Raw genomic sequence first — 25813 nt, 5'->3', positions numbered from 1 at the left:
AAATGTCGGGTCAGACATCGGCCGCCGAGTCTGAGAGACAGCTCAGAGCCGAACTGGGATGTTACATGGGCGAAATACAAACCGCCCAGGGGGTTACGCGCCCGAAACGTCAGGGCACCACGGCCGAAACCGACTGCCGACAATCTCTTTGGAGGCGCCGAGCCGTCGGCGCATCCTGAGGAGGTTTCGTAGTGGAGTTGGCTCAGTTGCCAAACGAATCGTTTGGCCCGATCGACACGGGTAACACGGCATTCATGCTCGTGTCGGCCGCGCTCGTGTTGCTGATGACCCCAGGCCTCGCGTTCTTCTACGGGGGGTTGGCGCGAGGCAAGTCCGTCCTGAACATGATGATGATGTCCTTCGGAGCACTCGCGTCGATCAGCGTCGTGTACGTGCTGTGGGGCTTCTCGATGTCGTTCAGCGACGGGATCACCGGCAGCAGCGACATCGGCGGCATCTTCGCGAACCCGTTCGCGCTCTTCGGGTCCGACCAGCTGATGAGCACCATCGGCGAGGGCGACACCGAGATGTACGTCACCGGCGGCCTGACCATCCCGGCGATCGTCTTCATGGGATTCCAGCTGACCTTCGCGGTCATCACCGTCGCCCTCATCAGCGGTGCGCTCGCCGAACGCGTCAAGTTCTCCACCTGGATGGTCTTCACCGTCCTGTGGGCGACGATCGTGTACTTCCCGCTGTCCCACATGGTCTGGGGCGGGCTCGTCGGTGGCGGCGGCCTCCTCGGCGGCGGTGAGGACGGTCTGGCGGCCAAGATGTTCGGCACCACCGACGGCGAGGCCAACGTCGCGCCGATCGACTTCGCCGGCGGCACGGTCGTGCACATCAACGCCGGTATCGCGGCGCTGGTCCTGGTCCTCATCATCGGCAAGCGCGTCGGCTTCGGGCGCACCGCCTACCGTCCGCACAACATCCCGTTCGTGATGCTGGGCGCAGCACTCCTCTGGTTCGGCTGGTTCGGGTTCAACGTCGGTTCCGAGCTGGGCGCCGATCTGCTCGCCGGTCAGGTGTGGGTCAACACCACCGCTGCCACCGCCGCGGCGATCCTCGGCTGGCTCGCGGTGGAACTCATCCGCGACAAGCACGCCACCAGCGTCGGCGCCGCCTCGGGTGTGGTCGCCGGTCTGGTCGCCATCACCCCCGCGTGTGGTTCGCTGACCCCGGTCGGCTCGCTCATCCTCGGTGTCATCGCGGGTGCTCTCGCCGCCGTCGCGATCGGCCTGAAGAACAAGTTCGGCTACGACGACTCGCTCGACGTCGTCGGTGTCCACCTCGTCGCCGGCCTCTGGGGCACGGTGGCCATCGGCCTGATCGGCGAGGACGTGGGCCTCTTCTGGGGTGGCGATTACAAGCAGCTGGTGGTCCAGGTCGTGATCGCCTTGTTCGCGCTCGTGTTCACCGGTGTTCTCACCGCGATCATCGCCCTGGTGCTCAAGCCGCTGGGTTGGCGAGTCAGCGACGAGGACGAGAAGAGCGGCATCGACGAGGCAGAACACGCCGAGACGGCCTATGAGCTGGCATGACGCTCGAAGCCATTCGCTACTACGCTGAATCCTGTGGAGAGGGATAACTAATGAAGCTGATCACTGCAATCGTCAAGCCGTTCACGCTCGAGGATGTCAAAGCCGGGTTGGAGCAGGCCGGCATCCTGGGCATGACCGTGAGTGAGGTCCAGGGCTACGGCCGCCAGAAGGGTCACACCGAGGTCTATCGCGGCGCCGAGTACTCGGTCGACTTCGTACCCAAGGTCCGCGTCGAGGTCGTGGTGGACGACGCCGCCGTGGACAAGGTCGTCGACGTGATCGTCGAGGCCGCCCGGACCGGCAAGATCGGTGACGGCAAGGTGTGGGTCTCGCCGGTCGAGTCCGTGGTTCGCGTCCGAACCGGCGAGCGCGGTGGCGACGCACTGTAGCGAGCCCGCCGAGGCGTCGACGAATTCCCGGTGAACGGCCCCGTGCCCGACGACCAGTCGGGCGCGGGGCCGTCGGAGTTCCACACCTCTTGTTCCCTTCTCTCCCACACACTTTGGAGGCAGTCGTAAGCGCCGCAGACCTGGCCAAGACCCGACGGCAACTCACCGAATCCGGCCGATCGGGAAAACTCGACGCACCGGCACTGCGCCAGGTGCTCGTCGACCTGCACGAATTCTGGCTGACCAGCAAGGGCGCCGAACTCGGCATCAAGCCGCACAGCGGGTTCGCGATCGTCGCCGTGGGCGGACTCGGTCGCGGTGAGATGCTCCCGTATTCGGACCTCGATCTGATCCTGCTGCACGACGACATGCCCGCCGAGCGGGTGTCCGAGGTCGCCGACGGACTCTGGTACCCGTTGTGGGACGCCAACATCCCGCTCGACCACAGTGTGCGGACGGTGCCGCAGGCGCTGCAGGTCGCCGGCGACGACGTCACCGCGGCCCTCGGCCTCCTCGAGGCCCGCCACATAGCCGGCGACGAGGATCTGTCCACGTTGCTGATCGGCGGGGTCCGCCAGCAGTGGCGCAACGACATCCGCAATCGGTTCCCCGAGGTGGTCACGCACGCGCAGGACCGCTGGCGGCGCGCCGGCGACATCGCACATCGCGCCGAACCCGACCTCAAGAGCGGCCGGGGAGGTCTGCGTGACGTCCAGCTCCTGGGGGCGCTGGCGATCGCCCAGCTCACCAGCGGGATGGCGAGCTTACGACCCGATTCGCCCGGTGCCGGACCGCAGGTCGCCTACACGCGGCTCCTCGACATCCGTACCGAACTGCACCGCATCGCCGGGCGTCCCCGCGAGCACGTGCAGGCCCAGGACGCCGACGAGATCGGGGCGGCCCTCCGGATCGGGGACCGGTTCGATCTCGCCCGCGTCATCAGCGACTCGGCCCGCACCATCAGCTACTCCATCGACGCCGGCCTGCGGACCGCGGGCAACGCCCTGCCGCGTCGCGGTCTGGCCAAGCTGCGGCGTTCGCCGCTGCGCCGCCCGCTCGACGAGGGCGTCGTCGAGCACAGCGGGGAGATCGTGTTGGCGCGCAACGCGATTCCGAGCAAAGACCCGGGACTCATCCTGCGGGTGGCCGCCGCGTCGGCCCGAACCGGCCTGCCGATCAGCGCGTCGACGCTGAGCCGGCTGGCCGATTACGCGCCGGAACTGCGTGAGCCGTGGCCGGCCGAGGCGCTCAGCGACCTGCTGGTCCTGCTCAGTTCGGGACATCACATGGTCGACCCGATCGAGGCACTCGACCGCACCGGCCTGTGGGGCCGGCTCCTGCCGGAATGGGGTGCGGTGCGCGACCTCCCGCCGCGCGATGCCATCCACACCTGGACCGTCGACCGGCATCTCGTGGAGACCGCGGCGTACGCGAGTGCGATGACCACCCGGGTGTCCCGGCCCGACCTTCTCGTCCTCGGTGCGTTGATCCACGACCTCGGCAAGGGCCGGGGTGCCGACCACAGCATCGTCGGCGCCGATCTGGCGGTTCAGGTCGGCAACCGGTTCGGGCTCTGGCCGCAGGATGTGGCGATCCTCTCCGACATGGTGCGGCACCACCTGCTGCTGCCGCAGGTCGCCACCCGCCGGGACCTCGACGACCCGGCCACCGCCGAGTCGGTCGCCGACACCCTGGGACACAACCGGGTGCTGTTGGAACTGCTTGCCGCACTTGCCGAAGCGGATTCGCTGGCCACCGGCCCGGGGGTGTGGGGGGAGTGGAAGGCCTCGCTCATCCACGACCTCGTCCGCCGGTCGATGCGACTCATCGACGGCGAAGAGCCGAGCGCGCCCGAGCCGCTTACGGCCGAGGACCTGGCCACGGCGGCGGAAGGGGACTACGCGGTCCGGCTCGTCCGGGCCGACGGGCAACACACGTACCGCGTCACCATGGTGGCGCCTGATCAACCCGGCCTGCTGTCGAAGATGGCCGGGGTCCTCGCCCTGGGCGGGTTGCGGTCCCACTCGGCGTGTGCCCAGAGCGCCGACGGGAAGGCGATCAACTCGTTCCTTGTCGTCCCGATGTTCGGCAGTCCGCCCGATGCCGGCCTGTTGCGCCAGCAGCTGATCGCGGCCGTCGACGGCAAGATCGATGTCCTCGCGCGGCTCGACGCGCGCGAGCGGGACTCGCCGATTCCGACGATCGGCACCGTCACCACGATTCCCGGCACCGTGGTGACCATCGGCGCCAGCGCCGGGAGCACCGATCCCGAGGTCGACGGGGCCGGGCATCCGAAGAACGCGGTACCCGCGCTCTTCGCCGTGGCGCCACCGCGGGTGACGTGGCTGGACGCCCCGGTGGGTGAGGCGGTGCTGGAGGTCCGCTCGGACGACAGGATCGGCCTGCTCAGCCGGGTCAGTGCGGTCCTGGAACGCCACGGCGCCGACATTCGATGGGCCAAGGTGGCGACCCTGGGCGCCACCGGGGTCGACATCTTCGGCCTGCGGCTGGCGACCGACACCGAGGACGCACGGGCAAAGCTGGCCGAGGCCGTCGTCGCGGTCTGCCCGCCACCGCAGCCGGCGCGCGAGGAGGACGGCGACGGACCACAGTCCTATGGCGGAACGGGACGGTCCGGAGTGCCGATCTCCTAGATGTTCCGTCCCGGGACCCGCATGGAAGGATGGGACCATGTTCGATTCCCTCTCCGACCGGTTGACCGGTGCCCTGAAGGATCTGCGTGGCAAGGGGCGGCTGTCCGACGCCGACATCGACCGCACCTGTCGCGAGATCCGGCTCGCCCTGCTCGAGGCGGACGTCTCGCTCGCGGTGGTCCGGTCCTTCATCGCCCGGATCAAGGAGCGCGCCAAGGGTGCCGAGGTCTCCGCGGCACTCAACCCGGCGCAGACGGTCGTCAAGATCGTCAACGAGGAACTCATCGGAATCCTCGGCGGGGAGACCCGGCGGGTGCGGTTCGCCAAGAACCCCCCGACCGTCATCATGTTGGCCGGTCTCCAGGGTGCCGGTAAGACGACACTCGCCGGAAAGCTGGGCAACTGGCTCAAGCAGCAGGGTCACACCCCGCTGCTCGTCGCCTGTGACCTGCAGCGTCCGGGCGCGGTCTCACAGCTGCAGATCGTCGGCGAGCGCGCCGGCGTACCGGTCTTCGCGCCGCATCCGGGCACGAGCGTCGGCGGCGAGGGTGTGCTCGGTGTGACCTCGGGCGATCCGGTCTCGGTCGCGCAGGCCGGTGTCGACGAGGCGCGGAGCAAGCACTACGACGTGGTGGTCATCGACACCGCCGGCCGGCTCGGCATCGACGCCGAACTGATGAAGCAGGCGTCGGACATCCGCGAAGCCACCTCGCCCGACGAGGTGCTGTTCGTCGTCGACGCGATGATCGGTCAGGACGCCGTCACCACCGCCGAGGCCTTCCAGGAGGGTGTGGGATTCACCGGCGTCGTGCTCACCAAGCTCGACGGCGATGCGCGCGGCGGTGCGGCGTTGTCGGTACGCGAGGTGACCGGCCAACCGATCATGTTCGCGTCCTCGGGCGAGAAGCTCGAAGACTTCGACGTCTTCCATCCCGACCGCATGGCCAGCCGCATCCTCGGCATGGGCGACGTGTTGTCGCTCATCGAGCAGGCCGAACAGCACTGGGATGCGCAGCAGGCCGAGGCCGCGGCCGCCAAGATCACCCAGGGCGAGCTGACCCTCGAGGACTTCCTCGAGCAGATGCTGATGATCCGCAAGATGGGTCCCATCGGCAACATCCTGGGGATGCTGCCCGGCGCCGGTCAGATGAAGGACGTGCTGTCGCAGGTCGACGACAAGCAGCTCGATCGCGTGCAGGCGATCATCCGCGGCATGACCCCCGCCGAGCGCGACAACCCGAAGATCATCAACGCCTCACGCCGGATCCGGATCGCCAACGGGTCGGGTGTGACCGTCAGCGAGGTCAACCAGCTCGTCGACCGGTTCTTCGAGGCCCGCAAGATGATGGCGCAGATGTCGGGTCGCATGGGCATGGGCGCGATGAACCGCAAGTCCAACCGCAAGGGCAAGAAGGGCAAGAAGGGGAAGGGTCGCGGCCCCACCCCGCCGAAGGCGGCGCGCGGCGGCTTCCCGGGTATGCCCGGAGGCATGCCGGCCGGGTTCCCGGACCTGTCGAACATGCCGGCCGGTCTCGATCAGCTGCCCCCGGGTCTCGAGGGCATCGACGTGTCGCAGTTCCAGCAGCCCAAGAAGAAGAAATGACGGTGGGTGGCCCGGAACAGGGTGCAATGGCCCGCCACTACCGGGGCACCGATCCGCTCACGTCCGAACCGGTCGAGTTCTGGGTGTCCGACGACACCATCAGCCTCACCGCGGTTCCCGACGCCGAGACGGCAGTCGACGGTGGCTGGATTCTGCCGGGCCTCGTCGACGCCCACAATCATGTGGGGATCGCGCCGGGCCTCGGGGTCGACATCGAGCAGGCCCGTGGGTACGCCTACGCCGATGCGCGCGCAGGCACCCTGCTGATCCGCGAGGTCGGGTCGCCGCTCGACACGCACCCACTCGACGACGACCCCGCTTGCCCGCGCTTCATCCGCTCGGGCAAGCACATCGCCCGGCCCAAGCGGTATCTGCGCGACTACGGCGTCGACCTCGACGATCCGGACGAACTCGCGGCCGAGGTGGCCCGGCAGGCGCAGGCCGGCGACGGCTGGGTGAAGATCGTGGGCGACTGGATCGACCGCGAGGTCGGCGACCTGGCCCCGTTGTGGACCCGTGCACAGATAGAGGCGGCGGTGGCGGTGGCGCACGAGCACGGCGCCCGGATCACCGCCCATGTCTTCGGAACCGATGCTCTCGTCGACCTGATCGGGGCCGGTGTCGATTGCATCGAGCATGGCACCGGGCTGACTCCCAATCTAGTCGACCAGCTCGTCGACCGCTCGATCGCGTTGGTGCCCACCATGATCCAGGTCGAGAACTTTCCCGGGATCGCCGACGGAGCCGAACGCTTCCCGACCTACGCCGCGCACATGCGCGCCCTGCATGCGGGCGCCCCGGCGGTGTTCGCCGCCGCGCGTGAGGCCGGTGTCCAGATCTTCGCCGGGACCGACGCGGGCGGATTCGTCGAGCACGGACGCATGGTCGACGAGATCGAGGCGCTCTCGGACGTGGGCCTGGGCCCGGCGGGTGCGATCGCGGCGGCGTCGACGAATGCGCGCGCCTGGCTGGGCGCCGACCTCCTGGAGGACGGGCACCGCGCCGACTTCGTCGTGTACGCGGACAACCCGTGCGACGACCTGGGCACGTTGCGACACCCGGTGGCAGTGGTCTCGTCTGGTCGCCACCTCGTGTGAGCAAAGCCACACGGTAGTGGCTGGTTGCCTTCCTTACCGCCGCGTAACGTAGCAACGGCGTTGCAACGGTTCGGCCAGGACGAACCGGATCAGTCCACCTCGGATCCGCGGCCCGGATCCGAGAGCGCGGGCCCGTCGGAGCCGGGGGTCGAGGGAGGCTCCGGCGGTGTCGCGCATCAGGACGCGGATGAGCCGACACCGACAGAGTGACGGAAGTGACGTTCGGCATGTGGTCGTCCTCGCGGGGTGGGTGACCACATGCCGGTCCATCGGCTGTTCCTTCTGCAGGCCGATCACCGGATTCGGTACTCACCGCCCGGTCTGGCACAATGATTCGCTGGTTCGTCGGATCCGGTCACGGCCGCCCGACGGTCACACCACTACAGACGCAAAACCGGGTCCGCCACTCCGGGCGGATTGCTGAATTGCGCAGTGACCACACGAAAGAGATGTAGACATGGCTGTCAAGATCAAGCTCACGCGGCTCGGCAAGATCCGCAACCCGCAGTACCGCATCGTCGTCGCCGACGCCCGCACCCGCCGCAACGGCCGGGTCATCGAGACCATCGGCAAGTACCACCCCAAGGAAGAGCCCTCGCTGATCGAGGTCGACTCCGAGCGCGCGCAGTACTGGCTGGGCGTCGGTGCGCAGCCGACCGAGCCCGTGGCCGCGATCCTCAAGGTGACCGGTGACTGGCAGAAGTTCAAGGGCCTGCCGGGCGCCGAGGGCACCCTGAAGACCGCCGAGCCCAAGCCGTCGAAGCTCGACCTGTTCAACGCCGCGCTCGCCGCCGCCGACAACGAGCCGGTCGCCGCCGCGACCACCCCCAAGAAGAAGGCCGCCAAGAAGGACGACGAGGCTGCCGAGGCTCCCGCCGCCGAGGGTGACGCGTGAGCGCAGTCGTCGCCGACGCGGTCGAGCACCTGGTCCGCGGAATCGTCTCCAACCCCGATGACGTCCGGGTCGACCTCGTCACCGGCCGTCGCGGCCGGCTCGTCGAGGTTCACGTGAACCCCGACGACCTCGGCAAGGTGATCGGTCGCAACGGTCGTACCGCCACCGCGCTGCGCACCCTGGTCTCCGGGATCGGCGGCCGCGGGATGCGCGTCGACATCGTCGACACCGACCGCTGACCGCGAACCCGAACACCGAGCGCATCGTGGATCTCGTCGTAGGCCGTGTGGTCAAGTCACACGGAATCCGTGGTGAGGTCGTCGTGGACGTCCGCACCGACGAGCCCGAGATGCGTTTCGCCCCGAACTCGGTGCTGCGTGGCCGTCTGCCGCGCGGTGCCGGGGAACGGGATTTCACCGTCACAGCCGCCCGGGATCATTCCGGGCGGCTGTTGGTGTCCCTGGCCGGCATCGCGGACCGGGATTCCGCCGACGCCCTGCGCGGCACCCTGTTCCTCATCGACAGTTCGCAGGTGGAGCCTTCCGACGACCCGGACGAGTTCTACGACCACGAACTCGAGGGCGTGCCCGTACAACTCACCGACGGCTCCGCGGTCGGCGTCGTCGAATCGGTCCTGCATCTGCCCGGCGGCGAGTTGCTGTCGGTACGCACCACCGACGACCGTGAGGTGCTGGTGCCGTTCGTGCGCGAGATCGTGCCGAGCGTCGGTCGCGAGCTGATCGTGATCGACCCCCCGGAGGGGCTGCTGGATCCGGATTCGCTCGACGAGGCGCCGTGATGCGTCTCGACGTCGTGTCGATCTTCCCCGAGTACCTCGATCCGCTCCGAGTTGCTTTGCTGGGCAAGGCGATCGACGCCGGACGGATCAGCGTGGCGGTCCACGACCTACGCAACTGGACGCACGACGTCCATCGCAGCGTGGACGACTCGCCGTACGGCGGCGGGCCCGGCATGGTGATGAAACCCGACGTCTGGGGGCCGTGCCTCGATGAGGTGTGCCCCGACGACGCGCTGCTGATCGTGCCGACCCCCGCCGGTGTGCCGTTCACCCAGGAGACCGCGCGTCGCTGGAGCACCGAGCCGCATCTGGTGTTCGCCTGCGGCCGGTATGAGGGTATCGACCAGCGTGTCTTCGACGACGCGGCCCGACGGGTGCGCGTCGAAGAGGTCTCCCTCGGCGACTTCGTCCTCATCGGGGGAGAGGTCGCGGTCATGGCCATGATCGAGGCGACCGTCCGGCTGCTCGACGGCGTACTCGGCAATCCCCGCTCGCATCAGGAGGATTCGTTCTCCGACGGGCTGCTCGAAGGTCCGAGTTACACGCGGCCGGTGTCCTGGCGCGGTCTGGACGTCCCGCCCGTACTCCTCAGTGGCGACCATGCGAAGGTGGCACGCTGGCGTACCGAACAGGCCCTCGAGCGGACGCGCGCGCGCCGGCCTGATCTCCTCCCGGACCCTGTGGACTCCTCCGCGGACCATCCGGGCGATACCGACTAGGATTCGGCAGAGGTTCGACTCGGACGGGGGTCCAGCAGACGATGCAGGGGTATTCGGCCATGGTCGAGGAACTCGACCGGCAACGCACCGAACTCGAACGGGTCCGGAAGTCGTTGTCGCAGCTGACCTCCCGGGCGACCAGTCACGACCGGCTCGTCGCGGTGACGGTCGACGCGCGCGGCCGTGCGGTGGACATCATGATCGAACCCTCCGCAATGCGTCGATACCGCGCGGATCAACTGTCCGCCCTGCTGACCACGCTGATCGCCGAGGCGGACACCGCGCTGCGCACCAGATCCGCCGACATCCTCTCCGGCGCAACGGATCTGCCGATCGACTACGCCGACGCCCGCCTCGACAGTGTGGTCGCCGATGACCGACCCTGACCTCTCGCCGGCCGCCGACGCCGGTCCCCGGGTCGCCGCCGACCCCGGTGCCGCCGCCGTCGTGGCGACGCGACTGCAGGCAGCGGCGGCGGAACTCACGGCGATACAGACCGAGCTCGCCGCCCTGCTCATCGACGTCGACATGGCAGTAGGCACCGGGAAATCGGCGGGTGCGTTCCGGGCGGGGTTCTCGCCGGCGGCCGCGGCGTCGACGGATCGTCTGCACGACGTCGAGAACCGTCTCGGACAACGCCGCCGCGCCCTCGTCGCCGGCATCGACGACCTCCTCGACCGAGATGCCGAGGCCTCGGCGCGTATCGGCCGGGCCGACGCATGACGGCGCGTGGCGAGGCCGAGCGGATCGCCGAGGAACTGGCCCCGGGGGTGTGGCCGACCGCCGACGCGGCGGCACTGAGCGACTCGGCACAGCGCGTGCGAGCACTCGCCGAGAGGGTGGCCGGCCTCGCCGAGGCGGTGGCGTCGGTGACCGACTCGTACGCGACGGGGGACTCGACCGCGGGCGGGTTCCACGATGCCGTCGTCGACGGGCTCGGACAGATCGCCCGTGCCGATCTGCCCGGAGCGGCGGAACGGCTGCGCGCGCTCGAGACGTCGCTGGACGCGTATGCCCGGACGGTGATCGACACGCAGCAGCAGATGTCGGTGGTCGCACTGATCGCCGACCGCGACATCCGGCGGGCCGAGGTGAACGCCGCGATCGGTGACGACACGTGGCGGGTCGAGGCCGCGAGCACCGGCCGGATGGCCCTCACCGCGGCGGGGGACGACCACACCGAACGGTCGGGTGAGGCCGGGCAGAGCGCCGCTGCACCCGCGGCGACGAGCGGGATGATGCCGATGATGCCGCTCGGGGCACTGGGTGCGGCGGGTGCGATGGCTGCCGGTCTCGGGGGTCTGGCCGGCGCGCGGGCTCGCGCCGACCGCGACGTGATCGGCGCGAACGACCTGACCTGGTTGCGGGGGCGAGCCGAGCGACTCCAGACCACGGTCCCGGCATCGATCGCAGGTTGGTTCCGGACCGCGGTGGGCGTCGGGATCGGCCCGCGGGGAGCCCCGGTGGTCGTCGTCGGGACCAACGACCCGCAGCCGTATCAGCGGGTGGGGATGGAACTCGCCGACGACGAGGCACTCACCGCCAACGGCCAGGCGCCCGAACTCGCGGTCCGCGACCACATGGTGCATGCCGGTGTGACGCCGAGAGCGATCGCCGCGGCGACGCCGATGGAGCCCGCCACCATCTCGGCATTGCAGGCCGACGACGTCGTGATCGTGGCGCCACGGACGTAGTGGCTCGGCGATTTCGTCGGCCCGGGGTGTCTCTGGCACAATAGTCGGGTTGCCTGCCGACGATGCCCCGTGTCCGGGGCTGTCTCTCCGAGACCGCCGGTTGCGACGCCAACGACTCGGAGCACGAACCGGTCGAGCCCACGGGCCGCCAGGTTCCTCTGCTCAACGTTCTCCGCCAGACAAGGACCACGACACATGAACACGCTCGACTTCCTCGACAAGCAGTCCCTCCGCGACGACGTGCCGGACTTCGGCCCCGGTGACACCCTCGACGTCCACGTCAAGGTCATCGAGGGCAGCAAGGAGCGCGTGCAGGTGTTCAAGGGCGTCGTCATCCGTCGTCAGGGCGGCGGCGTGCGCGAGACCTTCACCGTCCGCAAGGTGTCCTTCGGCGTCGGCGTCGAGCGCACCTTCCCGGTGCACAGCCCGAACATCGCCAAGATCGACGTCCTCACCCGCGGTGACGTCCGTCGCGCCAAGCTCTACTACCTGCGCGATCTGCGCGGCAAGGCAGCCAAGATCAAGGAAAAGCGCTGACGCGTCTAACCTGACGAGGTGGCCGACACACAGCGACCCCACGATGCCCCCGACGACGACCGCGCCGACGACGCCAAGCGTCCGTGGAGGTTGAAGACCGACCCGGCCGAATCCGATGCCGACGATCGCGGCAAGCGCAAGTCCGGCTCGGGTTCTCTCCTGCGCGAAGTCGTCATCATCGTGGGGTGCGTCCTTCTCCTCACCTGGGTGCTGCAGACCTTCATCGGTCGGCAGTACGTCATCCCGTCGGAGTCGATGGAGTCCACCCTCATCGGGTGCGACGGCTGCACCAACGACCGCATCGTGATCGACAAGCTCACGTACCGGTTCGGTGATCCGCAACCCGGCGACGTCGTCGTCTTCAAGGGCCCGTCGGAGTCGTGGAACGGCGCCTGGGTGTCGCCCCGATCGACGAACCCGATGATGCACAAGGCGCAGGATGCGCTGTCGTGGTTCGGGTTCGCGCCTCCGGACGAGAACAACCTCGTGAAGCGGGTCATCGCGACCGGCGGTCAGACGGTCGAATGTCGCAACGACGAGGGCGTCGGTGTGAAGGTCAACGGTCGCCCGTTGCGCGAGCCCTACATCGACATGAAGCTCCAGGAGGAGACGGTCGCGTCGTTCGGGCCCGGTGTCGCCGGGCCGGGTGACCAGGTACCTCCGTGTCTCGGGCCGGATTTCGGTCCGATCACCGTGCCCGAGGGCAATGTGTGGGTCATGGGTGACAACCGACTGAACTCGCAGGACTCGCGTTACCACGTCGAGGACCAGTACCAGGGCACCGTCCCGGTCAGCGATATCCGCGGCAAGGTCCGGTTCATCATCTACCCCTTCTCGCGGATCGGTGGTGTCGGTTCGTTCAATCCGCAGCAGGGGTGAGACAGCTGTGACGACTCGATGGCCACCCCGCTCACCCGTCCGCCGTGCCGCGGGCCTGCGGACGTTCGAATTCGCCCTGCACCGGCAGGGTCTGGGGCCCGTGGCGGGGGTCGACGAAGCCGGCCGCGGAGCGTGCGCGGGCCCGCTGGTCGTGGCGGCCTGCGTCTTGAAGCCGACGCAGCTCGTCTCCCTCGCCGACCTCGACGACTCGAAACGTCTGACCGAGCGCACCCGCGAGGAGCTGTACCGCTCGGTGACGCGCTACGCGCAGAGCTGGAGTGCGGTGATCATCGAAGCCGCCGAGATCGATCGCATCGGCATCCACGTCGCGAACATCGAGGGCATGCGCCGGGCGGTGGCCGCCCTCGACGTGAAACCGGGGTACGTGCTGTCCGACGGTTTCGCGGTGCCGGGACTGACGGCGCCGTCCCTGCCCGTGATCGGAGGAGACGGGGCGGCCGCGTGCATCGCCGCCGCCAGCATCATCGCCAAGGTCACCCGAGACCGCATCATGGTCGCCATGGACGACGACCTGCCCGGGTACGACTTCGCCATCCACAAGGGCTACAGCACGGCGTTGCACATGTCGCGCATCGACGCCGCCGGCCCCTCACCACAACACCGCATGTCGTACCGTAATGTCGCGGCACGTGTGGTCACCAGCGCAAACGACAACAGGGATAGGCTGACAGGATGAGTGCTGAGGATCTCGAGAAGTACGAAACCGAGATGGAACTCTCTCTGTACCGCGAGTACAAGGACATCGTCGGGCAGTTCACCTATGTGGTGGAGACGGAGCGGCGCTTCTACCTCGCCAACGCGGTCGAGATGATCCCGCGCAACACCGATGGCGAGGTCTACTTCGAACTCCGCATGAGCGATGCCTGGGTGTGGGACATGTACCGCCCGGCGCGGTTCGTCAAGCAGGTCCGCGTGATCACGTTCAAGGACGTCAACATCGAGGAACTCGAGAAGTCGGAACTCCGCCTGCCCGACGAGCCCTGACCACGCGCAATCTGTTGACAACGCCCTGATCGTTCACAGATCAGGGCGTTGCTCGCTTTCGGACGGTCGACGAAATCGGTTCTGCGCGAATCTGATCGGCATGAGTGCACAAGCGCGCGACCATCCTCGCCCCGATCGCCGCGGTCATATCGGCCGGCTCGGTGAGGACGTGGCCGCGGATTACGCTATATCGCTGGGCTGGACTGTCCTGGAGCGCAATTGGCGTACCCGCTATGGCGAACTGGATCTGGTGGCCGCGGATGGGTCGGTCCTGGTGATCGTCGAGGTCAAGACTCGCGCGAGCCGCACGTACGACGATCCGGTCATGGCGGTCACGCCGACGAAGCTCGCCCGGATGCGCCGACTCGCCGGGATGTGGCTGGCGGCGCAGGACCGACGATGGTCGCAGATCCGGTTCGACGTCGTCAGCGTGCGCCTCGACCAGGCCGCTCCCGACGATCTGGCTCGCGCGCAGGTGCGGCATCACCAGGGTGTGCACGTGTGAGCCCGGGTGTCAGAGCTTGCTCAGATCGGTCCGGATCAGCATCACGTTGTAGTCGCTCCATCGCGACGCGTTGAAGTAGAGCTCCTTCGAATCCCCCTGCAGCGCGGGGGAGTTGGGGAGCATCATCGGTCCGTAGACGACGAGCGCACCTCGGGGCACGATGGTCTTCGGTGCACTCCACGGGCCTTCGGGATGATCGGCGGTGCGCAGCGTGATGTCGTTGTCGCCATCGAGCATGACGTATTTCTCGAGGTACGGGCTCCAGGCGACCGAGAGTTCGGTGACCGGTTGTCGGACGACGACCGCCGAGCCGTCGTCGGGGATCGCGGCGATGTCGTCCACCCAGCCGCGACTCTTCCCGGCCCAGTACTCGTACGCGTCGAGGTCGAGGATGTCCGTGGGTTTGAACCGCGCGAGGAAGGCGGCGCCGAATCGTCCGTTCGGGGTACCGAACTGGTAGACGTACTCGGCTTCGGGTGTCCCGGGCCGGCCGCGGACGTACGCGTTCTGCTGGAACTTGCCGTTGTTGAACTCGATCGGCCGGAACTCGCCGGGCAGTCGGAGCGAGACCGGAGCATTGATGAGGATCGTGTCCTGATCGGTGACCCAGGTCTGGCCGTTGTCGTCGGAATGGGCGATCGCCGAGAAGTTGGTGACCCAGTTGCCCGGCGAACCCCACGAGCGCACCGACATGTAGTTGATGTACTGGCGGAAGCCGTCGCCGTGCGGGAGAGAGATCGCCGCCGTCGGGATCGTGGTGACCTCGACGTTGGAGATGCCGAGCGACGGGATCAGTTCCTGCGCGTAGTTCGGTTGACCGGGCGCGATCACCGAACCCGACGTCACGTCGCCGGCGCGACCGGCCGGGACGGAGAGTCCGTTCGCGAGGTTGTCGTCGTCGGTGCGGAGCAGCACGTTGTGCCGCCACTGCTGTCCCGGCTCGTTGCAGTTGCCGAAGGTGTCTCCGAAGGCCATCAGCGTCTGGCCGCGGCCGTTGTCCCAGGAGACGCCGAGATCGGTGCCGCCGATACCGAACCGGCTGAATGTGCGGTTGGCGCTGAGCGGGCCCGTGACCCATCCGACGGTGCGGGATTTGGAACCGACATAGGGGATCAACGGCCGCTGCGGTCCCGGGTTCGGAATCGAGCTGCCCGACGAGCCCTCCGACCCGCTGGAGCCACTCGAGCCGCTGGAACCGCTGGACCCGAAGCCCAGGAAGCTCGAGCCCGTGCTCGCGTTGCCGCACGGCGCGGCGTGCGCGACGCCGGCACCGGTCGTCAGCGCGACCGCGGTGCCGCTGAAGGCGATGACCCCGGCGAGGGCCAGTCGGACACTCGTGGTGAGACGGCTAGACACGCGCGTCCTCCAGTTACTCTTGCGACAGAAGTGATTGACGTGACTATTGTTACTGGAGTTACATGCGGATCGCGCGGTCCGCGGGGTCACGATCTGGTGTCGAGGGGCGTTCGTCCGCAGGATGGGAGCACGTTGGGACCCTCCGATTCGGCAGGTACGAACGTCCGTGTCGGCCAACTTCTCGGTGCGCCGATGTATGACCGCGGCGAGGTCCTCCATGCCGGTTCTGTGGTCCCTGCGTCGCCAGGCGTATATGGCTGGTGGTTCCAACGCCCGCCCTCCCACCTCATGGACGTGTCGTACTGCCGGAGCCGAGATGGCATGACACTCCCATATGTCGGCATCAGCCCCAGGAGACCCTCCGCGTCGGGCGGTCAGTCGGCAGAATCTCCGTCGTCGGCTGCGAACGCACTACCGAGGACGAGCGTCGACGTCGACTCCGCGCCTCAGTCTCGGTGTTCTCCTGGCTGATGAGCTCGGCATCCAGCTCGCCCTACACGGGACGAAAAGGCATTTCGGCGTCGGCGAGCCGGTCCTCAGTGAGTGGATGGGTGACAACACCCGGGTCTCGTGGTTGGCAGTCGACGAACCTTGGCTGGTCGAGGAAGCACTGATCCGCCAGCTGGATGTGCCGCCGAATCTAGAAGGTAACTCGCACAACCCCTTTTACCGCGACCTCAAGCTGGCCCGGGCTCGGGCTGCAGCTTCGGCGACGTCCTAGCGCACGAAGAACCGCTTCTCGGACCTCGTCCGTGACTGCCAGCCGACACGTTCGAGCTCCGGTGTCTCGGAGTCGTGGGCGGGGTAGCCGACACACAGGTAGGCGACAAGCTTCCAGGCCGGCGGTACCGCAAGTGCCTCGGAAACCTCCTCGGGTTCGAGGATGGACACCCACCCCACCCCGACGCCTCGGGCCCGCGCCGCCAGCCAGAGTGTGGAGATCGCGGTGACGACCGAATACTCCAGCGTCTCAGGCACTGTCTGTCGGCCGAGTCCCCGGCCCTGCTCGACACCGGGCTCGCAGAATACGGCGAGGTGGACGGGAGCATCGTCGAGACCGGCTAGCTTGAGCGACGAATACAGCTGTGCGCGTTCGGCCGGATAACCGTCCAGCGCGTCGGCATTGCAGCGAGTGAAGCTGTCGCGCACCGATTGCCGGGCTTCGGTGGACCGGACCTCGACCCAGCGCCACGGTTGGCTGTTGCCCACGGACGGAGCCAGTTCGGCTGCGTCGAGGATGTCGGGGAGCACGTGGGGTTCGAGTGGTTCGCGGCGGAAGCAACGGACGTCGCGTCGCCATCGGAGTAGTCGGTCGAGATCGCCGACGAACGCATCGTCGAATGTTCCGTCGTCCATCGGTTGTCGAGCCTAGTCGGGCTGCTGTGAACGGTGGTGCACAACCGCGAGGTCATCCACAGATCGGCTGTGTGAGTGGTTCGGCGCCGCGCGCCACGCGTGTTCCCGGCGAGACTGTGCCCATGTTGGGGCAAACACAGGCGGTGGGGCTCAATGCCTTTGTCGCGCAGGTCGTCGACGTGCAGGCGAGTGTGAGTTCGGGTCTGCCGGGGTTCGCGGTGACGGGTAATCCGGATTCGTCGGTTCGGGAGGCGCGGGATCGGGTGCGGGCTGCGATCAAGAACTCCGGGTTCAGTTTTCCCGAGTTGAAGGTGACGGTGGCGTTGTCGCCGGCGGACATGCCGAAGATCGGTCCGGGGTTCGATCTGTCGATGGCCGTGTCCATTCTGGCTGCCACGCAACAGGTGTCGGCGGAGAAGTTGTCGTCGACGGTTTTTCTGGGCGAGCTCGGTCTGGATGGCACCGTGCGGCCGATCCGCGGGGTGTTGCCGGCGGTGATCGCGGCGCGGCAGGAGGGGTATCGACGGGCGGTGGTGCCGATCGAGACCGTCGCCGAGGCGGCGCTCGTCGAGGGGATGGACGTCGGTGGAGCGAGCAGTCTGAAAGAGGTGACGCAGTGGCTGGCGGGTGACAACGTGCTCGACACGGTGCATGCGGCGGCGACGACGCACGCGCCGCCGGTTCCCGACATGGCCGACGTGGTCGGGCAGCACGAGGCCCGGCACGCGCTGGAGATCGCCGCCGCGGGAGCTCATCACGTCCTGATGACCGGATCGCCGGGGATCGGCAAGACGATGCTCGCGCGGCGGCTGCCGGGCATTCTGCCGTCGCTGGGTCTGGAGGACTCGTTGGAGGTGACGGCGATCCATTCCCTGGTGGGGGAGTTGTCGCCCGGACGTCCGCTGATCACCGAACCGCCGTTCGTCGCCCCGCACCACAGCTCATCGATCACAGCCCTGCTCGGTGGCGGTACCGGTTTCGCCCGGCCGGGCGCGGCGTCCAAGGCGCATCGAGGAGTGCTGTTCCTCGACGAGTGCGCCGAGATGAGTGTCAAGTCGCTCGAATCCCTGCGGGAACCCCTCGAGGACGGCGAGGTCCGGGTGCCCCGGCGTGACGGCATGGCGGTCTATCCCGCGCGCTTTCAGCTGATCCTCGCGGCGAACCCGTGTCCGTGCGCGCCCGCCCACGACGTCGACTGCGTCTGCACGGCCGTCGTGCGGCGGCGCTATCTGGGCAAGCTGTCCGGACCGCTGCTGGACCGCGTGGACATCCGCGTGCGGATGGACCCACCGGGCAACACCGCGCTGATGAGCGGTGCCGGGGAGTCGAGTGCCGACGTCCGCGCCCGCGTCACCGCCGCACGCGCCACCGCGATCGAGCGGTGGTCGGAATTCGGGTGGCGCACCAATGCCGAGGTTCCCGGGTCCGCGCTGCGGCAGCGGTTCCGGCTGCCGCCCGACGTGCTGCGGCCCATCGAACTGTTCCTCCGAGACGGCCGCGTGACCGCCCGCGGTGCCGATCGCGCTCTGCGGCTGGCATGGACCCTCAGCGATCTGAGCGGGTCCGGGCGTCCCGTCGAAGACGATGTCGCACAAGCACTTCTGTACCGAGACCGAGGAGCGACCTGGTGATCTCCGCCCATCCGTCGGAACCCCGGTCGCCGGAATCCATCGCCTGGGCCTATCTGGCGCGGGTCGCCGAACCGCCGTGCGCCGCGGTCATCGCGCTCGTCGACGACATCGGTCCGGTCGAGGCGGCCGCGGCGATCCGCCGACGCACCGTGCCCGGCGGCCACGAGGCGGTGCTCGCCGCCACTGATGCCCGGAGCGAATCCGACTGTGCGATCGATGATCTGGACACCGCCGAGCGGATCGGTGCGCGCCTGGTGACCCGTGCCGATCCGGAGTGGCCGGCCTGGTCGCTGCTGGCGCTGGGGCAGGCCGACACGGCCGCTCGTGGAGGTGAACCGCTCGCCCTGTGGGTGCGCGGTCCGGCCCGGCTCGACGACCTCGCCGCTGCGTCGGTCGCGTTGATCGGGTCCCGTGCCGCGTCGTCGTACGGCGAACACGTCACGCAGACGCTCGCGTCGGGGTTGTCGGCCCAGGGTTTCGCGGTGCTGTCCGGCGGGGCGTTCGGCATCGACGGCGCCGCTCACCGCGCGGTCGTCGCGGCGGGCGGGGTGACCGCGGCGGTGATGGCGTGTGGGATCGACCGCGACTATCCGGCGTCACACTCGTCGCTGCTGACCGCGATCGCGCGTACGGGCGCGGTGATCAGCGAGTACCCGCCCGGGACGACAGCGGCGAAACATCGATTTCTCACCCGGAACCGACTGGTCGCCGCGATGAGCGGCGCGACCGTGGTCATCGAGGCCGGGCGACGGTCCGGCGCGGCGAACACTGCGGCATGGGCGCGCAAGCTCGGCCGGCCGCTGGGAGCCGTTCCCGGTCCCGTCACCTCGGCGACCTCGGTGGGATGCCACCGGATGATCGCCGACGAGCTCGCCGTGCTGGTGTCCGACGTCGCGTCGGTGGTCAACCTGGTACGACCCGACGGTGGGGGCGACATCGGCCGCGGCCGCGCGAAACCGACCGACGCGCTCGACGCCGAGCAACTACGGGTCCACGACGCCATTCCCGGCCGGGGTGGAGTGGGGATCGACGAGATCGCGTTCGCCGCCGGCCTCGACATCGGAACCGTCCGCGCGGCGCTCGCGCACCTCGACATCAAGGGGTATGTGGAGAACGTGGACGGACGATGGCGGCTGGCGTGACCTCAGCGGCGGGTGAGGACGTCGATGATGACATGCAGATCCTCGACCGTCGCCTCGTTCAGACGGCCATGAGCATGGACGTAACCGATTCCCGCGTACAGAAGCGTCGTCGCGCGAGCGTGTGCCTCGGCCTCCGAGAACCCGAGTTCGCGCATGGCCGAGATCGCGATCGAGAAGATCCGGCAGTCGAGTGCATCGACCGAGTTCGCGATCGACTCGTCCGTCTGGGCCCAGCGGCGCAGGGCGGACTCCATCGCCCAGCGGCGAGGATCCGACAGCAGGCGCGCCATCCCTTCGACCCGTTCGACCGGTGGTAGGGCTTCCAGTGCCTCGATCCGGTCGGCCGCCGCCGACTGTGCCCGTCGGCAGTGTTCGGCGAGCGCGGTCTTCAGCGCCCCGATGTCGGTGAAGTGCCAGTAGAAGCTGCCCTTGGTCACACCGAGGCGCGCACTGAGGCGCGAGATCTTGAGGGTGTCGATCCCGTCGTCGACCAGGATCTGGGTCGCGGCCTCCAGCCAGTCGTCCACACTGAGCCGCGAGCCGCGGCGCGGGGTGGACTGGTCCACGGGCTGATCCGGCATGGAGTCACCTCTGGTCGGGTCTCGCGACGTCTGACTTTAGGAATGGCAAAGTCTCGAATTCACATCGCTTGATCGATAGAAAACCTTACAACCGCGGATGGGTGGTTCGCCGCTCTAAAGCTAAGGGTGGCCTAATCTCGTAGGCGTAGGGTTGACCCGAAAGGGAGGTTCGATGGCGAAACGCGTGAACACGATGACGGTGCTACGGAGAGAGCGGATCAGCCCGCATTTCGTACGCCTGTACCTGGGCGGGGAGGGGTTCGACGACTTCCTACCGGCGCTGGGCAAGTCCGGGGAACCCGACACCGACATGTATGTGAAGTTCGTCTTCGCCCCGCCGGGTGTCAGCTATCCCGAACCGTTCGATCTCCAGGAGATCCGTACGAACGAGGCGCCCGAGCGGCAACCCGTGTTGCGTACCTACACGGTGCGCCGGATCGACGCGGAGGCCCGCGAGCTCGTCGTCGACTTCGTCGTGCACGGCACCGAGGGCATCGCCGGCCCCTGGGCGGCCTCGGTGGAGCCGGGCGAGACGATCCGCTTCATCGGGCCGGGCAGTGGCTACCGTCCGCGATCCGATGCCCCCTGGCATCTCATGGCGTGCGACGAGGCGGGTCTCCCCGCGGTGGCCGCCGCACTCGAAGCCCTTCCCGCCGACGCCGTCGCCAAGGTCTTCATCGAGGTCGCCGGCCCCGACGACGAACTCGACCTCGACGCACCCGCCGGGGCGCAGGTCTCCTGGGTGCACCGCGGCGGACCCGCGGCGGACGTCGACGATTCGCTCGCCGGTGACAACGGCCCGCTGATCGCGGCCGTGCGCGCGACGGAATGGCTCGACGGCGAACCGCACGTGTTCATCCACGGAGAGGCGCAGGCGGTCATGCACAACCTGCGTGCCTACATCCGCAAGGAACGCGGCGTGAGTGCGGCCAACGCCTCGATCTCCGGGTACTGGCGGCGCGGCCGGACCGAGGAGGGGTTCCGGCAATGGAAGGCCGACCTGCGGGCCGAGGAGGAGGCCGTCGGCGCCCAGGGCTGAGGCCCACAGGCCGGACAGGCACCGATTCGGCCACGACGCCGCGTGTGCGGTTGCACTCGGGTGCCCGACGGGGTGAGGTCGTGACCATGCTCGACGACTTCGCCGATCACCTGCGCCTGGAGAAAGGGCGCAGCGAGCACACGATCCGCGCCTATGTCGGTGGGGCTCGCGCCCTCGTCTCGTTCGCCGGTGCCCGCGGAATCGCGGTGGCCGACATCGATCTCCCGCTGCTGCGGGCCTGGCTCGCGGAACTGACCCGGCGCGGCGCCGCGCGCACGACCGTGGCCCGGCAGGTCTCCGCGGCGAAGACGTTCTGCGCGTGGGCGGTCCGCGAGGGCTACCTGGCGGCCGACCCGTCACAGCGGTTGAAGGCTCCCAAGGCGCACCGGACCCTGCCCGCCGTACTGGCCCCCGCCCAGGCAGAAGCCGCGATCGCGGCCACCGGAGTGGATCGTGCCCCCGACGACCCGATCGCCCTGCGGGACCGGGTCATCCTGGAGTTGTTGTACGCCAGCGGAGTTCGAGTGGGGGAGTTGTGCGGGCTGGACGTCGGCGACGTCGACGCCGGGCGACGGGTGGTGCGGGTGATCGGCAAAGGCGACAAGGAACGGTCGGTCCCCTACGGAGAGCCCGCCGCACGCGCGATCGACGCCTGGCTGCGTTCCGGACGCCCGGCCCTGGTGACCGACGCGTCCGGACCAGCCTTGCTGCTGGGTGCCCGCGGGGGACGGCTCGACCAGCGGATGGCGCGCTCGGTCGTGTCACGCGCGGTCGAGGCGAGCGGAGGCCCGGCGACCGGGCCACACGGACTCCGGCACAGCGCCGCCACTCATCTGCTCGAGGGTGGTGCCGACCTGCGCGTCGTCCAGGAACTGCTCGGACACTCGTCGCTCGCCACGACGCAGATCTACACGCATGTGAGCGTCGAACGTCTGCGTGCCGTCCATCGACAGGCGCACCCGCGAGCGTGACCGCCGTCAGTCGACCGGTTTGAGCCGGACGCGCACGGCCCCGAGCAGACCCAGCGGGTCCAGGTAGTCCGCCGCACGTCCGCTGCCGCGTCGGGCGCCCCAGTGCAGGCAGGCGGGCACCGGGCATCCCGGATGACCGGTCGTCACGGTCCCGATGACCTCACCCCGCGAGACGTGATCACCCGCGTCGACACTCGCCTCCACCGGCTCGTACGTCGTGGTCACGCCGTCCGGATGGGACACCGAGACCACCGGCCGGCCGGCGACCGTTCCCGCGAAGCGCACGCGACCGGCGCCCGCCGCGCGGACGGTCTGGCCGGGCCCGGCCGCGAGGTCGACGCCCCGGTGGCCGGGTTGCCATCGCTTCTCGGGCTCGTCGTAGGCGGTCACCACGGTGGGCCGGGGCGACAACGGCGCCGCGTACCCACCGACGGACGCAGCGGCGGGGACCGGACCGACGACGCAGAGGACAGTCGGCAGGAACGCGGCGAGGACACGCGGTGATCGGGATGGCACGCTGATTGGACGCAGCGGAAGCCGGATGGGATCCGCCCACAACCGTCTCCGACTGCATCACCACAACCGTCTCCGACGTGGTCGAAGGCGTTTTGGTGTTCCATCCGTCGCGGCGTAAACTCTCCCACGCACCTCATCGCCCGTTGATGAGGTGACTTCGCGCGCCTGCACTCAGGTCTGTGACGCTCCGGGCTTTGACGCCCTGACCAGCGCAGTCGAGAAACACACGCCAAGTCAGCAGTCCCGGAACGGCCCATGCCGTCTCGGGTGGCACTCGGCCGCAGGCGCCAGGGTCGGTACCGACGGTACCGACGACAACTGCGAGAAAAGGACGATCATGGCTGTCGTGACCATGAAGCAGCTGCTGGACAGCGGCGCACACTTCGGGCACCAGACCCGCCGTTGGAACCCGAAGATGAAGCGATTCATCTTCACCGACCGCAACGGCATCTACATCATCGATTTGCAGCAGACGCTGACCTACATCGACAAGGCGTACGAGTTCGTCAAGGAGACCGTCGCCCACGGCGGCACCATCCTCTTCGTCGGCACCAAGAAGCAGGCACAGGAATCGATCGCGGCGGAGGCGACCCGTGTCGGCATGCCGTACGTCAACCAGCGCTGGCTCGGTGGCATGCTCACCAACTTCTCGACCGTCCACAAGCGCCTGCAGCGCCTGAAGGAGCTCGAGACCATGGAGCAGACCGGCGGTTTCGAGGGACGCACCAAGAAGGAAATCCTCATGCTCACGCGTGAGAAGAACAAGCTCGAGCGCACCCTCGGCGGTATCCGCGACATGGCCAAGGTTCCGTCGGCCGTGTGGGTCGTCGACACCAACAAGGAGCACATCGCCGTCGGCGAGGCGCGCAAGCTGAACATCCCGGTCATCGCGATCCTGGACACCAACTGCGATCCCGACCTCGTCGACTACCCGATCCCGGGCAACGACGACGCCATCCGCAGCGCAGCACTGCTCACCCGCGTCGTGGCCTCGGCCGTGGCCGAGGGTGTCCAGGCCCGTGCCGGCGCCGCCAGTGGCGACGCCAAGCCCGAGGCCGGCAGTGGCGAACCGCTGGCAGAGTGGGAGCAGGAACTGCTGACCCAGGCTGCGGCACCGGCCGGCGACGCCGCCGCGACCGACGCCCCGGCTGCTCAGTAGTCCCGACTGCTCGCAGTCCGGTCCCCAACACTTTCTCTAAGGAGGCTCGCCGACGATGGCGAACTACACCGCAGCTGATGTGAAGCGTCTCCGTGAGCTCACCGGCTCTGGAATGCTCGACTGCAAGAACGCGCTGGCCAACAACGACGGCGATTTCGACAAGGCCGTCGAAGAGCTGCGTATCAAGGGCGCCAAGGACGTGGGCAAGCGCGCCGAGCGCTCCACGGCCGAGGGCCTGGTCGCGGCCAAGGGCGGCGCGCTCATCGAGATCAACTCCGAGACCGACTTCGTCGCGAAGAACGGTGAGTTCCAGCAGCTCGCCGATGACATCGTGAACGCGGCGGCCGCGGCGAAGACCAACGACCTCGACGAGCTGAAGAAGGCTCCGCTCGGCGACGGCACCGTGGACGAGGCCGTGGCGGCTCTCTCGGCCAAGATCGGCGAGAAGCTCGAACTCCGTCGCGTGGCCTACTACGACGGCCCGGTGGCCGTGTACCTGCACAAGCGTGCCTCTGATCTGCCTCCGGGCGTCGGCGTGCTGGTGTCCTACACCGGTGAGGGCGAGGCCGCCGAGGAGGCCGCTCGCGGCGCCGCGATGCAGGTCGCCGCGCTCAAGGCGCGCTACGCCACCCGCGACGAGGTCCCCGCGGACGTCGTCGAGAACGAGCGTCGTATCGCCGAGCAGACGGCCAAGGAGGAGGGCAAGCCCGAGCAGGCCCTGCCCAAGATCGTCGAAGGTCGCGTCAACGGCTTCTACAAGGACGTCGTGCTGCTCGACCAGGCCTCGGTCCAGGACTCGAAGAAGTCCGTCAAGGCCCTGCTCGACGACGCCGGTGTGACCGTCAAGGCCTTCACCCGGTTCGAGGTCGGCCAGGCCTGATCGAACGCGTTCCACATCGCCCCGTCTCCGTCCAGGAGACGGGGCGATGTGCGTTCACGGGGTCCGTCGCGTCCGCAGAGCGGCGGCGAGTGCCCCGATCGCCACGGCGACGAGACCCAGCATCATCAAGGTCGTCTTCAGCGCGGCCAGGAAAGTCCGAGCGGTCACCGACCGGGCCGCATCCTGAGTCCAGGGCCGTGCCTGCGCGGCGACCGCGGCGACCGCCGGCGACGTCGGTCCGCCCGCGCAGGCGGGCGCCGGTCGCTCCGGATGTGCGGACCGCAGCTGATCGCTCGCGCAGGATGCGAAACGATCGGCGACCGCCCCGTGCAGCACCGGGCGAACCGGTGACTCCGACAGCGACGCAACGAGTTCGGCTCTCACCGCCGGAACCGTCTCGCTCGTCTGGCCGGCGACCTGACCGAAGAAGAAGAGGGTGACGACCGCCAGCCCGATCGAGGCGCCGATCTGCTGAACAGTGGGGATCGTCCCGGTTGCCGTGCCCACCGTGGCTTCGGTCGTGTCGGACAGGATCACGGCCTGCAGCGGTGCGATGAACACACCCGTCCCCAGACCGCCGAGTACGAGGGGACCGAGGATGCCGGGCACCGGCAGGGTCTCCGCAGCCGGTTCGATGATCATCGCGAGCCAGACGAATCCGGCTCCGACGGCGACGGATCCGGCCATCAGGGTGTGCGGTGCGGTGACGCGGGCGACCACGCGTGGTGAGGCGAGTGAGCCGACCGCGGCGCCGATCGCGAAGGGCAGGGCCAGCATCCCGGTCCGGAATGCCGAGTAGCCGAGTCCGAACTGAGCCGAGATCGACACGGTGAAGAAGAACCCGGCGAACACGCTGAAGAACAGG

At 68.5% G+C, this 25813-nt stretch carries 29 protein-coding genes; 24 read left to right on the top strand and 5 right to left on the bottom strand.

Annotation, left to right across the window (positions count from 1 at the left end):
• Positions 1–191: 191 nt before the first annotated feature.
• The 17 genes from M4D77_RS03665 to M4D77_RS03585 all read left to right on the top strand — a co-directional run bounded on the left by M4D77_RS03665 (position 192) and on the right by M4D77_RS03585 (position 14317).
• Positions 192–1541, top strand: a complete 1350-nt coding sequence (locus M4D77_RS03665) for an ammonium transporter (RefSeq protein WP_175401040.1) — start codon at positions 192–194, stop codon at positions 1539–1541.
• Positions 1542–1591: 50 nt separating this feature from the next.
• Positions 1592–1930, top strand: coding sequence for a P-II family nitrogen regulator (locus M4D77_RS03660; protein ID WP_004572306.1), 339 nt, complete (start codon positions 1592–1594; stop codon positions 1928–1930).
• Between the two features lie 113 nt (positions 1931–2043).
• Complete coding sequence (locus M4D77_RS03655; RefSeq protein ID WP_078112242.1) at positions 2044–4584, top strand: [protein-PII] uridylyltransferase; 2541 nt, start codon at positions 2044–2046, stop codon at positions 4582–4584.
• A gap of 37 nt (positions 4585–4621) precedes the next feature.
• Complete coding sequence (gene ffh, locus M4D77_RS03650) at positions 4622–6187, top strand: signal recognition particle protein (protein ID WP_259935570.1); 1566 nt, start codon at positions 4622–4624, stop codon at positions 6185–6187.
• A gap of 26 nt (positions 6188–6213) precedes the next feature.
• Positions 6214–7284: an amidohydrolase family protein gene (locus tag M4D77_RS03645; RefSeq protein ID WP_226514211.1), complete on the top strand. Its 1071-nt coding sequence runs from the start codon at positions 6214–6216 to the stop codon at positions 7282–7284.
• 457 nt (positions 7285–7741) lie between these two features.
• Positions 7742–8179: a 30S ribosomal protein S16 gene (rpsP, locus tag M4D77_RS03640; RefSeq protein ID WP_058250078.1), complete on the top strand. Its 438-nt coding sequence runs from the start codon at positions 7742–7744 to the stop codon at positions 8177–8179.
• The gene (locus M4D77_RS03635) at positions 8176–8418 is read left to right on the top strand and encodes an RNA-binding protein (protein ID WP_004572301.1); all 243 of its coding nucleotides are present in this window, start codon (positions 8176–8178) and stop codon (positions 8416–8418) included. The genes rpsP and M4D77_RS03635 overlap by 4 nt, the downstream gene beginning before the upstream one ends.
• A gap of 26 nt (positions 8419–8444) precedes the next feature.
• Positions 8445–8978: a ribosome maturation factor RimM gene (gene rimM, locus M4D77_RS03630; protein ID WP_065628991.1), complete on the top strand. Its 534-nt coding sequence runs from the start codon at positions 8445–8447 to the stop codon at positions 8976–8978.
• Positions 8978–9697, top strand: coding sequence for a tRNA (guanosine(37)-N1)-methyltransferase TrmD (gene trmD / locus M4D77_RS03625; RefSeq protein ID WP_058250080.1), 720 nt, complete (start codon positions 8978–8980; stop codon positions 9695–9697). The genes rimM and trmD overlap by 1 nt, the downstream gene beginning before the upstream one ends.
• Before the next feature lie 41 nt (positions 9698–9738).
• Positions 9739–10083 carry a YbaB/EbfC family nucleoid-associated protein gene (locus M4D77_RS03620; protein WP_159370630.1) on the top strand — a complete coding sequence of 115 codons (345 nt, stop codon included), beginning with the start codon at positions 9739–9741 and terminating at the stop codon, positions 10081–10083.
• Positions 10070–10420: a hypothetical protein gene (locus M4D77_RS03615; RefSeq protein WP_058250082.1), complete on the top strand. Its 351-nt coding sequence runs from the start codon at positions 10070–10072 to the stop codon at positions 10418–10420. Before M4D77_RS03620 ends, M4D77_RS03615 begins: the two co-directional genes overlap by 14 nt.
• Positions 10417–11391: a hypothetical protein gene (locus tag M4D77_RS03610; RefSeq protein ID WP_226513080.1), complete on the top strand. Its 975-nt coding sequence runs from the start codon at positions 10417–10419 to the stop codon at positions 11389–11391. Before M4D77_RS03615 ends, M4D77_RS03610 begins: the two co-directional genes overlap by 4 nt.
• Positions 11392–11586: 195 nt before the next feature.
• Positions 11587–11928: a 50S ribosomal protein L19 gene (gene rplS / locus M4D77_RS03605; protein WP_004572295.1), complete on the top strand. Its 342-nt coding sequence runs from the start codon at positions 11587–11589 to the stop codon at positions 11926–11928.
• An 18-nt stretch (positions 11929–11946) separates the two neighbouring features.
• On the top strand, positions 11947–12807 hold the full coding sequence (lepB, locus tag M4D77_RS03600; protein WP_159370632.1) for a signal peptidase I: 861 nt from the start codon (positions 11947–11949) through the stop codon (positions 12805–12807).
• 7 nt (positions 12808–12814) lie between these two features.
• A complete protein-coding gene (locus M4D77_RS03595) occupies positions 12815–13504 on the top strand; it encodes a ribonuclease HII (protein WP_058250085.1) in 690 nt (229 codons plus the stop codon).
• Positions 13501–13812 carry a DUF2469 domain-containing protein gene (locus M4D77_RS03590; protein WP_004572292.1) on the top strand — a complete coding sequence of 104 codons (312 nt, stop codon included), beginning with the start codon at positions 13501–13503 and terminating at the stop codon, positions 13810–13812. Before M4D77_RS03595 ends, M4D77_RS03590 begins: the two co-directional genes overlap by 4 nt.
• A 100-nt stretch (positions 13813–13912) precedes the next feature.
• Positions 13913–14317 carry a YraN family protein gene (locus M4D77_RS03585; protein WP_058250086.1) on the top strand — a complete coding sequence of 135 codons (405 nt, stop codon included), beginning with the start codon at positions 13913–13915 and terminating at the stop codon, positions 14315–14317.
• A gap of 9 nt (positions 14318–14326) precedes the next feature.
• On the opposite strand, the gene M4D77_RS03580 is transcribed toward M4D77_RS03585, so the two are convergent.
• Positions 14327–15673 (bottom strand): DUF4185 domain-containing protein, encoded by a 1347-nt coding sequence (locus tag M4D77_RS03580; RefSeq protein WP_226513081.1) that lies wholly within the window; start codon positions 15671–15673, stop codon positions 14327–14329.
• A 334-nt stretch (positions 15674–16007) separates the two neighbouring features.
• Here M4D77_RS03580 and M4D77_RS23820 point away from each other — a divergent pair, with 334 nt between their 5' ends.
• On the top strand, positions 16008–16394 hold the full coding sequence (locus tag M4D77_RS23820; protein WP_338857416.1) for a GIY-YIG nuclease family protein: 387 nt from the start codon (positions 16008–16010) through the stop codon (positions 16392–16394).
• Here the strand turns inward: M4D77_RS23820 and bluB are convergent.
• Positions 16391–17029, bottom strand: a complete 639-nt coding sequence (gene bluB / locus M4D77_RS03570; protein WP_259935566.1) for a 5,6-dimethylbenzimidazole synthase — start codon at positions 17027–17029, stop codon at positions 16391–16393. The two genes, M4D77_RS23820 and bluB, sit on opposite strands and share 4 nt — an antisense overlap.
• Positions 17030–17151: 122 nt before the next feature.
• On the opposite strand from bluB, the gene M4D77_RS03565 reads away from it, so the two are divergent.
• Together M4D77_RS03565 and dprA are read left to right on the top strand one after the other, a co-directional pair.
• A complete protein-coding gene (locus tag M4D77_RS03565) occupies positions 17152–18660 on the top strand; it encodes a YifB family Mg chelatase-like AAA ATPase (RefSeq protein WP_159370635.1) in 1509 nt (502 codons plus the stop codon).
• On the top strand, positions 18660–19802 hold the full coding sequence (gene dprA / locus M4D77_RS03560) for a DNA-processing protein DprA (protein WP_137809372.1): 1143 nt from the start codon (positions 18660–18662) through the stop codon (positions 19800–19802). The genes M4D77_RS03565 and dprA overlap by 1 nt, the downstream gene beginning before the upstream one ends.
• 2 nt (positions 19803–19804) lie before the next feature.
• On the opposite strand, the gene M4D77_RS03555 is transcribed toward dprA, so the two are convergent.
• Positions 19805–20383: a TetR/AcrR family transcriptional regulator gene (locus M4D77_RS03555; RefSeq protein ID WP_065628982.1), complete on the bottom strand. Its 579-nt coding sequence runs from the start codon at positions 20381–20383 to the stop codon at positions 19805–19807.
• A gap of 172 nt (positions 20384–20555) precedes the next feature.
• Here M4D77_RS03555 and M4D77_RS03550 point away from each other — a divergent pair, with 172 nt between their 5' ends.
• Together M4D77_RS03550 and M4D77_RS03545 are read left to right on the top strand one after the other, a co-directional pair.
• Positions 20556–21422, top strand: a complete 867-nt coding sequence (locus M4D77_RS03550; protein WP_137809347.1) for a siderophore-interacting protein — start codon at positions 20556–20558, stop codon at positions 21420–21422.
• A gap of 86 nt (positions 21423–21508) precedes the next feature.
• Positions 21509–22393 carry a tyrosine recombinase XerC gene (locus M4D77_RS03545; RefSeq protein WP_058250297.1) on the top strand — a complete coding sequence of 295 codons (885 nt, stop codon included), beginning with the start codon at positions 21509–21511 and terminating at the stop codon, positions 22391–22393.
• Positions 22394–22399: 6 nt separating this feature from the next.
• On the opposite strand, the gene M4D77_RS03540 is transcribed toward M4D77_RS03545, so the two are convergent.
• Positions 22400–22909, bottom strand: a complete 510-nt coding sequence (locus tag M4D77_RS03540) for a M23 family metallopeptidase (protein WP_396266507.1) — start codon at positions 22907–22909, stop codon at positions 22400–22402.
• A gap of 337 nt (positions 22910–23246) precedes the next feature.
• Here M4D77_RS03540 and rpsB point away from each other — a divergent pair, with 337 nt between their 5' ends.
• Both rpsB and tsf read left to right on the top strand, forming a co-directional pair.
• Complete coding sequence (gene rpsB, locus M4D77_RS03535; RefSeq protein WP_058250093.1) at positions 23247–24068, top strand: 30S ribosomal protein S2; 822 nt, start codon at positions 23247–23249, stop codon at positions 24066–24068.
• A 55-nt stretch (positions 24069–24123) separates the two neighbouring features.
• Positions 24124–24948 (top strand): translation elongation factor Ts, encoded by an 825-nt coding sequence (tsf, locus tag M4D77_RS03530; protein WP_058250094.1) that lies wholly within the window; start codon positions 24124–24126, stop codon positions 24946–24948.
• Positions 24949–25002: 54 nt separating this feature from the next.
• Here tsf and M4D77_RS03525 read toward each other — a convergent pair whose 3' ends face one another.
• Positions 25003–25800: a hypothetical protein gene (locus M4D77_RS03525; RefSeq protein ID WP_226513083.1), complete on the bottom strand. Its 798-nt coding sequence runs from the start codon at positions 25798–25800 to the stop codon at positions 25003–25005.
• Positions 25801–25813 lie beyond the last annotated feature (13 nt).

Origin of the sequence: Gordonia sp. p3-SID1431 (assembly GCF_025143765.1) — a bacterium.
Classification (GTDB): domain Bacteria; phylum Actinomycetota; class Actinomycetes; order Mycobacteriales; family Mycobacteriaceae; genus Gordonia; species Gordonia hongkongensis.
The sequence above is the reverse complement of the archived record's forward strand: the minus strand, read 5'-3'. Positions and strand labels throughout refer to the sequence as shown.